We start from the raw sequence: 14,009 nt of genomic DNA, 5'->3' as shown, positions 1-14,009 counted from the left end.
TCTGTAGCAGAGGTACCCTTTGCGGGTGGACACGCGCAGCGATCTGGCCGGTGAACTGTTCGCCGTGGTCGGCCGGTTCCGGCGACAACTGCGACGGTCCACCGGCGGCGGGTTCGACCGCACCGGGCTCACGCAGTCCCAGGCCGAACTGCTGCGCCTCGTCGGCCGCCGCCCCGACATCTCGGTCCGCGAGGCGGCCGCCGAGCTCGGACTGGCCGCCAACACCGCCTCCACCCTGGTCTCCCGGCTCGCCGCCGACGATCTGCTGAACCGCACCGTTGACAGCACCGACCGCCGGGTCGGCCGGTTGCGCCTCACCGACGCGGCGCAGGATGTCGCGGATCGTTCGCGGCTCGCCAGACGCACCGCACTGGCCGGCGCCCTCGAAACGCTCGATGCCATCCAGATCGACGATCTGACAAAGGGGTTGGCCGTCATCGCCGAGCTGACCCGACTTCTGCAGGAGGACCAGCAATGACCCAGCCACCGGCCGTCGACTGCCGGGGCCTATCCCACCGTTACGGCAAGTTCACGGCGGTGTCCGGTCTCGACCTCCAGGTGGCGGCCGGCGAGACCGTCGGCCTGCTCGGCCCCAACGGCGCGGGCAAGACCACCGTCATCCGCGTGCTGACCACCCTCACCCCGGTGCAGCAGGGCGAGGTGCACATCTTCGGCCTGGACGCCCGGCGCGACACCATGGACATCCGCTACAACATCGGCTATGTCCCGCAACAACTTTCCATCGAGGCCGCGCTGACCGGACGGCAGAATGTGGAACTGTTCGCCCGGCTCTACGATGTGCCGCGCCGCGAACGCGCCGACCGGGTCGCCCAGGCGCTGGACTCGATGCAACTCTCCGATGTCGCCGACAATGTGGCGGGCACCTACTCCGGGGGGATGGTGCGGCGCCTGGAGCTGGCCCAGGCACTGGTCAACCGACCGTCACTGCTGCTGCTCGATGAGCCCACCGTCGGCCTGGATCCCATTGCCCGCGACAGCGTCTGGGATCAGGTGGACCGCATGCAGACGGAGTTCGGCATGGCGGTGCTGCTGACCACGCATTACATGGGCGAAGCCGACGCGCTGTGTGATCGGGTGGCGCTGATGCACCACGGCGTGCTGCAGACGCAGGGCACCCCGGCCGAACTCAAGGCCGGCCTCAAGGACGAAGTCGGTCCGGAGGCCTCCCTGGAAGACGTGTTCCGCCACTACGCCGGTTCCGATCTGGATGAGTCCACCCCCGCGGGCCTGCGTCAGGTGCGCGCCGCACGAAGGACGGCCCGCCGTGTCGGCTGATACCACCATCACCCTGATCCGGGCGCCCCGCGGCTGGCGGCGGTTTCCCGGAATCGCGAACCGCATCGGCGCTTTCGCGCTCGTCGAACTGCAGAAGCTGCGTCACGACCGCACCGAGCTGTTCACCCGGATGGTGCAACCCGCGCTGTGGCTGCTGATCTTCGGCCAGACGTTCTCCCGGCTCGATGTGATCGACACCGGCGACGTGCCCTACCTGGCCTTCCTGGCGCCGGGGATCATCGCGCAGTCCGCGCTGTTCATCTCGATCTTCTACGGCATCCAGATCATCTGGGACCGGGACGCCGGGATCCTCGCCAAATTGATGGTGACGCCCGCCCCGCCCACCGCCCTGATCACCGGGAAAGCCTTTGCCGCAGGTATCCGTTCGGTCGTTCAGGTCATCGGTGTCGTCGCGCTGGCCTATCTGATCGGTGTGCACATGACGGTGAATCCGCTGCGGATCCTCGGGGCGATGGGCGTGGTGGTGCTCGGGTCGGCGTTCTTCGCCTGCCTGTCGATGTCGCTGGCCGGCCTCGTCCGCAACCGCGACCGGTTGATGGGCATCGGGCAGGCCATCACCATGCCGCTGTTCTTCGCCTCCAACGCGCTCTACCCGGTGGAGTTGATGCCGCAGTGGCTGCGTTGGCTGTCGGCGATCAATCCGCTGAGTTATGAGGTGAATGCGCTGCGCGGACTGCTGATCGGCACACCCACCAACGCCGTCCTGGACCTCACGGTGCTCGTGGTGGCCGCGGTGCTCGGCGTGGTGACGGCCGCGGCGCTGCTGCGCAGGCTGGTTCGCTAGGCGTTCAGCAGGCGCCCGATCGCCTTCAGGGGGATCGGCAACCAGTCCGGGCGGTAGCGCGCCTCGTAACCCGCCTCGTACACGGCCTTGTCCAGTTCATAGGCCCGCAGTACCGCGGTGGCCTGCCGCGGATCGGTATCGCCGACCGAGGCGTAGCCCGCGCAGAACGCCGCGCCGTTGTCATCGGCCCACTGCCCGGCCGCGGCCTCGTCACCGCCGGCGCTCAGCAGTCGTTGGTGCGCGGCGTAGTCGTAGGAACGCAGCATGCCCGCGACATCGCGCAGTGGCGAGTCGGGACGTCGGCGCTCCTCCAGCGGTTGCCCCGGTTCGCCCTCGAAGTCGATGACAAGCCAGCCCTGCGGGGTGTGCAGCACCTGCCCGAGGTGGAGGTCGCCATGGATGCGGTGTTCGGTGGACGCCTCGCCGGCCACCGCGCGATAGTGCTGCTCGATCGCCGGAACGTGGTCGCGCATTTCGGGAACCCGCGCCGCAACGGCGTGCAGCCGGTCGGTCATGGTCTGCGCCGGGAAGGCACCGACCCGTGTCCCCAGGGCATCGGCGAGCGCGCGGTGCACCGAGCCGACGGCCACACCGAGCCCGCGGGATTGCTCGGCGAAATCGTCACCGGCGCCGGTGATCGCCACCTGCCAGCCGTCCACCGAGTTCGGCGCGAATGCACTCGCCATGCCGAGCATGTATTGCTCTGCGCCCCAATTGATCTCATATGATCCGAGCAGCGCCGTGACATACGGGTTGCCGGCGAGTGCGCGGGTCAGCTCGATATCGGGGTTGATCCCCGGCGTGACACGGCGGAACACCTTGAAGATCGTCTGCGCACCGAACACCACGCTGGTGTTGGACTGCTCGCCGCCGAGCACCCGGACCGGGGTGCCCGGACCCAGGTCCGCGCCCGGCTCACGGATGAACCGTACCGGCCCGATCTGCTTGGACGCCTCGATGAACGACAGCAGCGCACCGGCTGCCTCCGGGTCGGCCAGCGCGTCGAATCCCGCACGGGCGCCGTCGGCGCCGATCAGCGCCGAGTCCGTACCGGTGTCCCAGCGCACCAGCACCTGGTAACCCTCGACAGGGCCGTCGGTGTAGGCGACCTCCAACAGCACCAGGTCCAGATCGGATCTCAGCGCCTCCACCACGACGGGACGGACCTGCGCGATCTTCCGCCCGCGGCCCGAGTACCAGCGCTGTGCGGGCAGCCAGCGGTCGAACGGCAGATTCATGGTCACGCTCATGATTCTCCCCGTACCCGACAGCGCGCGCTCGTACACGTGGCAGCGGCTCGGTTACAGTGCCGACGTGGCTGAATTGCGTGATCACGGTGACCCCGGCGACGCTCCGTCGGTGCCGCCACCGCTGACCCCGCCGGTGGACATGACCCGTCCGTCGGCCGCCGAGGAGGCGCGCACCATCGCCGCCGCCACCAACACGGGCACGCTGGCCACCCTGACCGCCGACGGCGACCCCTGGGCCTCATTCGTCACCTACGGGCTGTATGAGGGCGCCCCGGTGCTGTGTGTGTCCAACATGGCCGAGCACGGCCGCAACCTGGCGGGCGATCAGCGCGCGAGTATCGCGATCGTCGCCCCCGATGCCCCGGATGACCCGTTGGCGTCCGGACGCGTCACGCTCGCCGGCACGGTCGTGCGGCCCACCGGGGACGCCCTGGACGGCGCGCGGGCCGCCCACCTGGCCGCCGTGCCCGCCGCCAAGTACTACATCGACTACAGCGATTTCGCCCTGTGGGTGCTGCAGGTTCAGCGGGTCCGCTGGGTCGGCGGGTACGGCAGGATGGATTCGACCTCGGGTGCCGACTACACCGCGGCGGCGCCCGACCCGGTGGCACCGCACTCCGCCGGGGCCGTTGCCCACCTCAACGCCGACCACGCCGACGCGCTGGTCGCGATGGCGCAGAACCTGGGTGGCTACCCCGACGCGACCGCGGCGACCTGCACGGCAGCCGACCGGTACGGCCTCGACCTTCGGGTCAGCACGCCCCGCGGGATCGCCTACACCCGGGCCGGATACCTGGCACCGATCAATGGCATCGATGAATTGCGCTCGGCCGCAGTCGAGCTGACCCGGAGGGCACGGCAGGGCTGATCGCGCCGGTGGTCGTGCAATACGATTTCGGGTATGCAGCGCCCGGAGACCTGGCAAGCGGCTTTCGAGCTGATCAAGACGCGCGGTTATGAGCATCGCGAGGAGCCGTTCAAGCTCGTCAGCGGACAGCTCAGCCATGACTACATCGACGGCAAATACGCCATCGACAACGGCGAGCGGCTGACCACCGTCAGCCGGGCCGTCGCCGACCTTGCCGCCCTCAGCGGTATCGAGTTCGACGCCGTCGGCGGACTCACCATGGGCGCCGACCCGCTGGCCCACGGCGTGGCGATGGTGACCGGCGCCGCATGGTTCTCGGTGCGCAAGGAGCAGAAGGCCCGGGGCCGTGAGCAGTGGATCGAGGGCACCCGCATCGAACCGGGCACCCGGGTCCTGCTGGTCGACGATGTCATCAGCACCGGGGGCTCCACCGCCAAGGCCTACGACCGCGTCACCGCGGCCGGCGCCGTGGTCACCGGGGTGATCCCGATGGTCGACCGCGGCGATGTCGCCGCCGACCTGTTCGGCGGCATGGGCGTGCCGTTCGTCGCGCTGGTGACCTACAAGGACCTGGGTATCGAACCGGTGAAAGCTGTCTAGACCACCAGCACTCCGGCACTGTCGATACTGGGCCGAACCCGGTCCCCCGGGCCGAAGCTCTGCCCGCTGACTTGGGCGATGACCGACGAGCCGTCATCGAGTGCCACCGTGACACGCGACACCGCGCCGAGGAAGGCCACCGACTGCACGGTGGCCGCGCCGGCCGGATCGGCCGTCAGCCCGATCGCCTCCGGCCGGACCAGGGCGCTCCCCTCGCCCACCGATCCGGGCAGCGCCACGACCGGATGACCCCACAGCTGCACCCGGCCGTCGACCACCCGGGCGGGCAGCCGGTTGTGCAGGCCGACGAATTCGGCCACGAACGGTGTCGCCGGCCTGGTGTAGAGCTCGGCCGGTGCCGCCAGCTGTTCCAGACGTCCACCGTTCATCACCCCGACCCGGTCGGCCACCGCCAGCGCCTCCTCCTGGTCGTGGGTCACGAACAACGTCGTCGTCCCCACCTCCTGCTGCACCCGGCGGATCTCATCGCGCAACTGGCCGCGCACCTGGGCGTCCAGCGCCGACAGCGGCTCATCGAGCAGCAGTACCCGCGGCCGGATGGCCAGCGCGCGGGCCAACGCCACCCGCTGCTGCTGCCCGCCGGACAGCTCGTCGGCATACCGCCCCGACTGCGCGGCCAGCCCCACCAGGTCCAGCATCTCGGCGGCCCGCCCGGCACGCTCGCGGGCACCGACACCACGCATCTTGAGTCCGAAGGCGACATTGTCGAGGACCGTCAGGTGCGGGAACAGGCTGTAGGCCTGGAAGACCAGGCCGATATCGCGCTTGTTGGCGGGCACCCGGCTGATATCGCGGCCGTCGATGGCCACCGATCCCGCGTCGGCCTCGTCCAGGCCGGCCAGGATGCGCAGCGCCGTGGTCTTGCCGCATCCCGAGGGGCCCAGTAGCGCCACCAGTTCGCCGGGCTGGATCCGCAGGGTGAGCCCGTCCAGGGCGCGCACCGCACCGTAGCTGCGGGTCAGGTCGACGAACTCGACCGCCACGCCCCCTGGCCCATCCCCCGTCGCTACGCTCGCCCGAGTCATGCGCGACGCCTCCGTCTGGTCACCATCGACAACACCAACAACAACGCGAACCCGAAGATCAGGGTGGCCAGCGAGGCCGCCACCGATGTCGGTCCGTCGCTCTTCCCGATCTCCACGATCTGCACCGGCAGCGTCTGGAAACCGGACAGCGACGCCACCGTGTACTCGCCGAGCACCACCGCGATCGAGATGAACGCCGCCGACAGGATGCCCGCGCGGATGTTCGGCACGATCACCGCCACGATCGTCGATGCCCACCCGGCGCCCAGCGACCGTGCCGCCTCAGCCAGGGTCTGCAGATCGATCGCGGACAGCGCGGCGTCCAGCGCGCGATAGGCAAACGGCAGCACCAACACCACGTAGACGAAGGTGAGCGTCAGCGCCGACTCGCCGAGCAGGTAGGTCACCCAGAGATAGACGTTGCGCAGGCCGACGACGACCACCAGCGCCGGGATCGTCAACGGCAGCAGGCAGAGAAACTCGATGAACCTGCTCGCCCACGGCGCGCGCAGCCGGACCCAGATCATCGTGGGCACCAGCAGCGCCAGCATGGCCGTCACCGTCAGCACCGCGAGCGACAGCGATGTCAGGATCGCGGCGAACAAGGCGTCATCGGCGAACAGATTGACCCACGCCGCCATGGTGCGCCCACCCGACTGCAGATCGCGGGTGGCGAAATCGCCCATGGCATAGAGCGGGAAGAGGAAGAAGACTCCGAACAAGAGCCACAGCAGGATCCGTAGCGGCTTCATCGCAACCACCGCGCCGTGCGGCGCACCAGCAGGTTGTAGGCGATCATCACCACGGCCACCACGACGATCATCTCCAGCGCCAGCGCATAGGCCAGCCCGGCGCGGCCCAGCACCACCTCGCTGGTCAGCGCCGACCGGATGAGCAGGGGCACAATGGGACTGCCCTGACTGACCAGCGCCGCCGCGGTCGCGTAGGCGGCAAAAGCGTTGGCGAACAACAGCAGCAGCGAGCCCAGGAAGACCGGTGTCAGCAGCGGCATCGCCACTTCGCGCCAGTACTGCCAGGTGCTCGCACCGAGGCTCACCGCCGCCTCCCGCCATTGCGTGCGCAGCCCGTCCAGCGCGGGCAGGAACACGATGACCATGAGCGGGATCTGAAAGTAGGTGTACACCAGCACCAGTCCGCCCACGCTGTACAGCCAGCCACCGGCGGCGACATCGATTCCGAGCCACTGTTGCAGCCACAACGTCAGCACGCCGTTGAGGCCGACCGTCGCCAGGAAGGCGAAAGCCAGTGCCACACCGCCGAACTGGGCCAGCACGCTGGCCAGCGAAAGCACCGCCCGGCGCAGCAGTGAGTCCGGTGGGCTGCTCAGGATCAGCCAGGCCAAGACGGCGCCGAGCACCGCACCGATCACCGCACTGCTCGCCGAGAGCGCCACGCTGCGCACCAGAGCGGCCAGCGGCGCCTCGGTGAACAGTGCCGCGACCAGGTCCAGTGAGAACCGGCCGTCCACCACGAAGGCGTTCACGATCACGGTGCCGGTCGGGATGATGAGGAAGACCAGCACCACCGCCAGGAACGGCAGCAGCGCCACGGCCTGCCGGATGTACCGCACGGTCAGCCGATGGCCTTGGCCCAGTTGGCTTCCAGATACTTGGTCGCGGCCTCGTTCTGCTCCACCGAAACGAATGTCGCCGCGCCGTCCACCGGCGGCAACCCACCGTAGACCACGCGGTCGATGCTGCCCCGGGTCACCATCGAATCGGCCCGCACCGGCCGGGCGCCGCCGCCCAGGTACAGATTCTGTCCCTCATCGCTGTAGAGGAATTCCTGCCACAGCCGGGCGGCGGCCGGGTGCGGAGCGTCCTTGTTGATGGCCTGGAAGTAGTAGCCGGCGACGGCGGCGTTGTGCGGGATGACCACCTTCCAGCCCGGAACCTTCTTGGACTGTTCGACATTCAGGTAGTCCCAGTCGATGACGACCGGGGTCTGGCCGGAGGCGATGGTGGCCGGTGTCGGGTCGACCGGCAGGAAGTTGCCGGCCTCGTTGAGCTTGGCGAAGAATTCCACGCCCGGCGCGATGTCATCGGGTGAGCCGCCCTGGGCGATCGACGCCATCATCACCCCGGAGAACGCCGCCCCGGACTGCGTCGGGTCACCGTTGAGTGCGACCTTGCCCGCGAACTCGGGTTTCAACAGATCGTCGACGCCCGCGACCGTCGGCACCTTGGTCGAGTCGTAGCCGATGGACATGTAGCCGCCGTAGTCGTTGACCCAGGTGCCGTCCGGGTCCTTGAACGCGTCCGAGATCTCGGCGAAGTGTTCCACCTTGTACGGGGCGAACATCTCGGTGTTGGCCAATGCGACGGACTGTCCGAGATCGAAGACGTCCGGTGCGGTGCTGCGGCCCTTCTGCTGGATCGCGGCGTTGATCTCCTCTTGGCTGCTGGCGCCCGGTTGTGCCGAGTTCACCGTGATGCCGTACTTCTCGGTGAACGCCGCGATGATCTGGCCGTAGTTGGCCCAGTCCGGCGGCAGGGCGATGACGTTGAGTTCGCCCTCGGCCTTGGCGGCCTCGATCAGACCCTCCATGCCGCCGAAGTCGGCGGCCGAGGTGGCGGTGCGTGCGTCGCCCTCGTCGGGCGCCTCGTCCTTCGCCGGTGGGGCGCAGGCGACAAGGCCTGTGGTCAGCAGTGCGGCGGCAGCCAGACCCAGGAGCGAATTCTTCATTGCCGAACCTTCCGATGGACAGGCGGCCAGCTGGTGACCTGTCGGTGACATCGCAGTGAACGGGATCCGACGCTACCGGCAATCCTGTCGACCGGGCGGCCTAACATCGGAGCTGTGCCCGACCATGATGCCGTCGAACTGTTCACCGGAGGCAGCGTCGCCGCGCTCGCCACGGCGGGAACCGATGCCGCACCGCACCTGGTCCCGGTCGTCTTCGCCGTCGAGGGGGACACCGTCTACACGGCCGTCGACGCGAAACGTAAGTCCACCCAACGCCTGCGCCGGCTGGCCAATATCGAGGCCAACCCGCGGGTGAGCCTGCTGGTCGACCACTACAGCGAGGACTGGGACCAACTGTGGTGGGTGCGGGCCGACGGCACGGCCAGCGTGCATCACGACGGCGAGCAGATGGCCATCGGCTACGGCCTGCTGCGCGCCAAGTACGTGCAGTACGCGCGCACCGCCCTGGACGGCCCGGTGGTGGCGATCGCCGTCACGAACTGGTCGTCCTGGCACGCCTGACAGCGATCTATAGGATCGGAAGTCAGAAAAGAGGCGCCACCATGAAGCAACTGGCATCGATCACCGCCGGCCTGGCCGCGGGCATACTGGGATTCGCCGCGCCGGCAGCCGCGACTCCCGACGAGATATCGGGGACCGCCCAGCAGACCATCGACGGACTGCGGGCCCAGGGGTATCGCGTGATCGTCAGCAGGCTGAGCAGCAGGCCACTGTCCGAGGCGAATGTGGTCGGGATCCGGCAGGGCCAGAACTTCCGCCAGAACTGGATCGTCGACGACGAGGACCGCGACTACGTGTACAACGCGCTGGCCGGGCAGACCGTGTACGTCGACGTGATCTGATACCGCACAACGAGAATGGGGCACCCCGGTCGGGGTGCCCCATTCTTGTGCGGTGGGTCAGAGCAGGCCGAGCAGCTCCAGATCGGTCGCGTACTTGACGATGACCTCCCGGCTCACGTGCGGGATGTCCTTGTCCGGCCCGATCTTTGCGTCCTGCACGGCGGTGCGGAACACCTCGGTGGGCGCCATCGCCCCGTTCACCGGCACACCCGGTGCGGTGTAGTTGTGCAGCAACGGCAACAGCGAGGCCTGACGCTGCTTGTCCGGCAGTGCGCGCAGCGCGGTCTCGAACCGGGACAGCCACTGCGCGTAGTCGCCGACCCGCTCGATCGGGTAGCCGGCCTCGACCAGCCAGTCCACGAAGGTGTCCATGCCGATCCCGTCGTCGTACGGGTTCATCACGTGATAGGTCTCGAACGCCGCGCCGGGCTCCAGTGCGACCCGGGTGCCCAGCGTCGAGATCGCCTCGGCGATGAACTCCACCGGCAGCCCGTCGTAGTGGCTGCGCTGCGGATTGCCCTCGGCGTCAAGCTCGTTGAAGGATCCGGGGGCGATACCGGCGGCGACCAGACTGAGCATCATCCGGGTGAACATGTCGGGCAGGTTCAACTGCCCGGCGTAGGTGGTGTCGGCCAGGATCATGTCGCAGCGGAACACCGATACCGGTAGACCGGTCAGGTCGTGCGCCTCGCGCAGCAGCACCTCGCCGGCCCATTTACTGGTGCCGTACCCGTTGGCGTAGGTGTCATCGACGCGTCGGGTGGCGGAGATGGTCCGGATATCGGCGTCCTCGACGAAGTTGCCGGGCTCGATACCCCAGCCGACGCCGATGGTGGACACGTAGGCGAACGGCTTGATTCTGGTGGTCAAGGCAATACGGATCAGTTCGGCGGTGCCGAGGGCGTTGGGGCCGAACAACTCGCTGTAGGGCAGCACGTGGTTGACCAGTGCGGCCGGATCCACGATGAGGTCCACGGTGTCGGCCAGTCGCTGCCAGACCGCCGGTGCCAGACCGAGATCGGCCTCGCCCTTGTCGCCCGCGATGACCTCCAGATGGCGGTCGGCAAGGTCGCGGTAGTGTGCGACCAGCTTCGGGTCACCGATCTGGAAGGTCTTGTCCAGCCGTGCCCGAGCCTCCTCGTCGGACTTGGCGCGGACCAGGCAGATCACCTTGCCGTCCACCAGGTCCATCCGCTCCAGCCACTCCAGAGCCAGATAGCGGCCCAGAAAGCCGGTGGCGCCGGTCAGCAGCACGGTGCGGATCTCGCTCACCGGACCCGGAAGGGTGGGTGCCGCAGCCAGAGTCGCGGCGTCGATGAACTTGTCCAGAGTGAGATCGGCGGCGCGCACCTCGGTCGCGCCGGCGCCGTGTACGGAGGAGAACGTCGGGCGGCCGGTGCCCCCGGCGCGCTGGGTCTCGATGTGATCGGCGATGGCCTGCAGATCCGAAGCCGGGCTCACGATCACCGAGACCGGGACTTCGACGTCGAAGATGTCGGCCAGCAGGTTGCCGAAGGTCAACGCCGACAACGAGTCTCCGCCCAGATCGGTGAAGTGCACGTCCGGCCCGATATCTGAGCTGGCCGCTCCCAGTAGTGCGACGGCGGCCCGGCTGACGGTGTCGAGCACCGGCCCGGTAGCGCCAGCGGCGCGCAGCGCCTGCAGCTCCTGGACCTGGCCGTCGGCCAGGTCGGTGTAGAGCTGCTCCAGTTCGGCGCCGTAACGCTCCTTGAGCTTGGGCCAGGCCAGCTTGCGGATACCGGTGAGCAGCCCGTTCTCCACCGTGAACGGCGTCGTCTCGATGAGGAAATCCCTTGGCAGCTCGTAGGATTGCAGATCCGCGGCACGGGCGGCGTCCTTCAGCGAGGCGGCGATCTCGGCCTTGGTGGCGCCGCTGTCGGTGGGCACCACCACCGCGAGCAGATAGGGCCGGGCGCTGTTGCCGTAGATGTAGATCTGGTGCACCAGCGGCGCGGTGTTGAAGGCGGCCTCCAGTTTGGAGACCGTGACGAACTCACCCTGGGACAGCTTGAGCACGTTGTTGCGCCGGTCGACATAGGCGACCTGATCGGGTCCGAGTTCGGCGACGATATCGCCGGTCCGGTAGAAGCCGTCCTCGTCGAACACCTGCGCGGTGACCTCGGGGCGCTTGTAGTAACCGGGGAACAGCTGCTCGGAGCGCACCAGCAACTCGCCGCGCGGGTGCGGCCGGTCGGTCAGGTGGTAGCCGAGTTCCGGCACGTCGACGAGCTTGTACTCCAGCACCGGCGGCCGGGTGATCTTGCCGTCCACGAACACCGCGCCCGCCTCGGTGGAGCCGTAACCCTCCAACAGATGCATGCCGAGCAGCTTCTCCACCCACGCCTTGAGTTCGGGTGAGATGGGCGCCGAACCGGTCAGCGCACTGACGAAACGTCCACCCAGCAGGTTCTCCCGCATGTCGGCCAGCAGTGTGGTCTCGTCGGCGCCGTGGGCGATCCGGCTCTGGTACTCGCCGAAGAGCATGTCCCAGATGCGCGGCACGAAGTTCATCTGGGTGGGCCGGGTCAGGGCCAGGTCCTCCAGGAAGGTGGACAGGTCGGCGCGGGCGGCGAAGTTCACCGAGCCGCCGCTGGCCAGCGCGCTGTAGAGGATGCCGCGGCCCATCACGTGGCTCATCGGCATGAAGCTCAGCACGATGGATGGCACCACGCCCTGGCTGTCATCCCAGTGTGCGTTGGCCGCGGGCCGCCAGATGTCGGCAACCTTGCTGGCCGGGTACATCGCACCCTTGGGCGCTCCGGTGCTCCCGGAGGTGTAGATCAGCAGCGACAGCGGATCCGGTTCCTCCTGCGCGGCAAAAGTTTCGACGGTGGAGGCCGGCCGGGCCAGGACATCGTCGAGGGTCTCGATGGAGATCCGGTCACCGAGGCGAGCGGCCGCCACCACCAGGGCATCGCGTTGGTCGTCGACCTGGGGCCGGTAGTCGAACACCGCGAGCCGTCGCGCGCTGGAGCCGAGTGCGAGTTCCACGGCGTCATCGAGGTAGTCGATGCTCGACGCGATGAGCACCGGTTCGGTCTCGGCGATGATCGGGGCGAGTGCGGCGGCGGATGCACGGGTCTGCAGCGGTACCGAGACGGCACCGAGTTGCGTCAGCGCGATATCGGCGACGGTGTAATCGACGCTGGTGAAGCCAAGCAGTGCGACCCGGTCCCCGGGGTTCACGGGGTCACCGCGCCACACGTCGGCGAGGGTGCGCACGCGCTCCCACAGCTGCCCATGGGTGATGGTCTCGAACCGCGGCTGCAGCTCGGCGACGGTGCGGCCGGTTTCGTCGGTGACGAACTCGACGGCGCGAGCGCCCAGTGCGGGCCGGTCGGCGTAACCGGTCAGTACGGTGCGCACGACCTCGGGCAGCGTCAGCCCGGGCGCGTTGACCGCGGCGTTGACCGATGCGCTCGGCGTGGCGGCGGCGAACTCCGGGTCGGTGGCGTAGAGCCGCGCAAGGCGGTCGTCAAAGTTTTCTTCGGACATGAGCAATCCTTCGGTTCTCTATCGCTATTCGTGTGCCGGGGCGAGCGGAGCGACGGGAAATCGCTCCGGGGACCACGTCGTCCACACCGACACACCTCACAACGTTAGCAAAACTAAAGATGTGCCCAAGTGCCTCCGACCTGCTGATTTCCTGTGAAAACGGTCCTCAGACGGCGCGTGACGTGGCTTCCAACTCGGCCTCGTAGGCGCCTTCGTCACGCCCGAGCGCGATGGTGGCCGCGGTCATGGCGAACACCGCGACGGTCAGCACCACCGACTCCCACCGGTTCGCGGAGAGCGTCTCGCCGAGCAGGAACACCCCCAGCAGCACGGCGGCCATCGGTTCGATCACCAGCATGGTCGGCACCGAGGTCTGCAGCGATCCGGCGTGGAACGCGGACTGCTGCAGCAGGGTCGCGAGCACGCCGAGCAGCACCAGCGCGTACGGCAGCGGTGTCGACAGCACCTCGGCGACCGAATTCCGGTCCAGCTCGTGCATGAGCATCTTGGTGAGCACCGCGACCAGACCGAACAACACACCGACAGCGACGGCCAGCGGCACCGCGCGCTGCCAGCCCGTGTGGCGCACCGCGATCACCACGGCGCCGATCACCACCACCGAGCACACCGCGGCCACCACCGCGATGGTGGTCACCGGGGCCACCTGGTCGCTCACCCGCGGATGGGCGAGCAGGATGAAGATCGCCAGCGACACCGTCAGTAGCAGCGCCCACATCCAGGCGCCCCTGCTGACCCGGCGGTGCGCCAACCGGGCGCTCAGCGGCAATGCGAACAGCAGCGCCGACACCAGCAGTGGCTGCACGACGATCAGCGATCCGTTGTCCAGAGCCAGGGCCTGGAACACGAAGCCGGCCACCGCCGCGGCGGTACCGGCCCACCACAGCGGACGGCGCAGCAGGGTGGCCAGCATGACCGTGCTGACCCCGTACTCCTCGGGCACATCGATCGTCGCGCGCTGGCGCACCACGATGCCGACGGCCGCGAAAATGGCTGCGCACAGGGCGAAGACGACGAGCAGCTGATCGATCACCGTCGCAG

Annotated in this window: 14 protein-coding genes; 7 read left to right on the top strand and 7 right to left on the bottom strand. The window is 68.4% G+C overall.

The genetic code is table 11. The features are described 5' to 3' along the window. Positions 1–25: 25 nt before the first annotated feature. Genes EXE63_RS16245 through EXE63_RS16235 form a run of 3 tightly spaced genes read left to right on the top strand, consistent with a single transcriptional unit; the run spans position 26 to position 2,101 of the window. The gene (locus EXE63_RS16245; RefSeq protein WP_168142785.1) at positions 26–478 is read left to right on the top strand and encodes a MarR family winged helix-turn-helix transcriptional regulator; all 453 of its coding nucleotides are present in this window, start codon (positions 26–28) and stop codon (positions 476–478) included. After that, positions 475–1,296 carry an ATP-binding cassette domain-containing protein gene (locus tag EXE63_RS16240; protein ID WP_168142784.1) on the top strand — a complete coding sequence of 274 codons (822 nt, stop codon included), beginning with the start codon at positions 475–477 and terminating at the stop codon, positions 1,294–1,296. Before EXE63_RS16245 ends, EXE63_RS16240 begins: the two co-directional genes overlap by 4 nt. A gap of 52 nt (positions 1,297–1,348) precedes the next feature. Further along, positions 1,349–2,101, top strand: a complete 753-nt coding sequence (locus tag EXE63_RS16235) for an ABC transporter permease (RefSeq protein WP_234904588.1) — start codon at positions 1,349–1,351, stop codon at positions 2,099–2,101. Here the strand turns inward: EXE63_RS16235 and EXE63_RS16230 are convergent. After that, positions 2,098–3,339 carry a maltokinase N-terminal cap-like domain-containing protein gene (locus EXE63_RS16230; protein ID WP_168145616.1) on the bottom strand — a complete coding sequence of 414 codons (1,242 nt, stop codon included), beginning with the start codon at positions 3,337–3,339 and terminating at the stop codon, positions 2,098–2,100. The genes EXE63_RS16235 and EXE63_RS16230 overlap by 4 nt on opposite strands. 76 nt (positions 3,340–3,415) lie before the next feature. Between EXE63_RS16230 and EXE63_RS16225 the strand changes: the two genes are divergently transcribed. Together EXE63_RS16225 and EXE63_RS16220 are read left to right on the top strand one after the other, a co-directional pair. After that, positions 3,416–4,219 (top strand): HugZ family pyridoxamine 5'-phosphate oxidase, encoded by an 804-nt coding sequence (locus EXE63_RS16225; protein WP_234904528.1) that lies wholly within the window; start codon positions 3,416–3,418, stop codon positions 4,217–4,219. A 33-nt stretch (positions 4,220–4,252) separates the two neighbouring features. Next, positions 4,253–4,819: an orotate phosphoribosyltransferase gene (locus EXE63_RS16220; RefSeq protein WP_168142782.1), complete on the top strand. Its 567-nt coding sequence runs from the start codon at positions 4,253–4,255 to the stop codon at positions 4,817–4,819. Here EXE63_RS16220 and EXE63_RS16215 read toward each other — a convergent pair. The 4 genes from EXE63_RS16215 to EXE63_RS16200 are packed head-to-tail and all read right to left on the bottom strand — an operon-like array spanning position 4,816 to position 8,571. Next, positions 4,816–5,865, bottom strand: a complete 1,050-nt coding sequence (locus EXE63_RS16215; protein ID WP_168142781.1) for an ABC transporter ATP-binding protein — start codon at positions 5,863–5,865, stop codon at positions 4,816–4,818. The two genes, EXE63_RS16220 and EXE63_RS16215, sit on opposite strands and share 4 nt — an antisense overlap. Then, positions 5,862–6,617 carry an ABC transporter permease gene (locus tag EXE63_RS16210; RefSeq protein ID WP_168142780.1) on the bottom strand — a complete coding sequence of 252 codons (756 nt, stop codon included), beginning with the start codon at positions 6,615–6,617 and terminating at the stop codon, positions 5,862–5,864. The genes EXE63_RS16215 and EXE63_RS16210 overlap by 4 nt, the downstream gene beginning before the upstream one ends. After that, on the bottom strand, positions 6,614–7,456 hold the full coding sequence (locus tag EXE63_RS16205) for an ABC transporter permease (protein ID WP_168142779.1): 843 nt from the start codon (positions 7,454–7,456) through the stop codon (positions 6,614–6,616). Before EXE63_RS16205 ends, EXE63_RS16210 begins: the two co-directional genes overlap by 4 nt. A gap of 2 nt (positions 7,457–7,458) precedes the next feature. Further along, positions 7,459–8,571, bottom strand: coding sequence for an ABC transporter substrate-binding protein (locus EXE63_RS16200; protein ID WP_168142778.1), 1,113 nt, complete (start codon positions 8,569–8,571; stop codon positions 7,459–7,461). Positions 8,572–8,685: 114 nt separating this feature from the next. On the opposite strand from EXE63_RS16200, the gene EXE63_RS16195 reads away from it, so the two are divergent. Then, on the top strand, positions 8,686–9,093 hold the full coding sequence (locus tag EXE63_RS16195) for a TIGR03668 family PPOX class F420-dependent oxidoreductase (protein WP_168142777.1): 408 nt from the start codon (positions 8,686–8,688) through the stop codon (positions 9,091–9,093). Positions 9,094–9,134: 41 nt separating this feature from the next. Beyond that, a complete protein-coding gene (locus EXE63_RS16190; RefSeq protein WP_168142776.1) occupies positions 9,135–9,434 on the top strand; it encodes a hypothetical protein in 300 nt (99 codons plus the stop codon). A gap of 57 nt (positions 9,435–9,491) precedes the next feature. Here EXE63_RS16190 and car read toward each other — a convergent pair whose 3' ends face one another. Both car and EXE63_RS16180 read right to left on the bottom strand, forming a co-directional pair. Beyond that, positions 9,492–12,950, bottom strand: a complete 3,459-nt coding sequence (car, locus tag EXE63_RS16185) for a carboxylic acid reductase (protein WP_168142775.1) — start codon at positions 12,948–12,950, stop codon at positions 9,492–9,494. Positions 12,951–13,116: 166 nt separating this feature from the next. After that, positions 13,117–14,001, bottom strand: a complete 885-nt coding sequence (locus EXE63_RS16180) for a DMT family transporter (protein ID WP_234904527.1) — start codon at positions 13,999–14,001, stop codon at positions 13,117–13,119. Positions 14,002–14,009 lie beyond the last annotated feature (8 nt).

The sequence above is a fragment of the Mycolicibacterium frederiksbergense genome (genome assembly GCF_012223425.1).
GTDB lineage: Bacteria > Actinomycetota > Actinomycetes > Mycobacteriales > Mycobacteriaceae > Mycobacterium > Mycobacterium frederiksbergense.
This window is presented reverse-complemented; position numbering and strand designations above follow the sequence as displayed.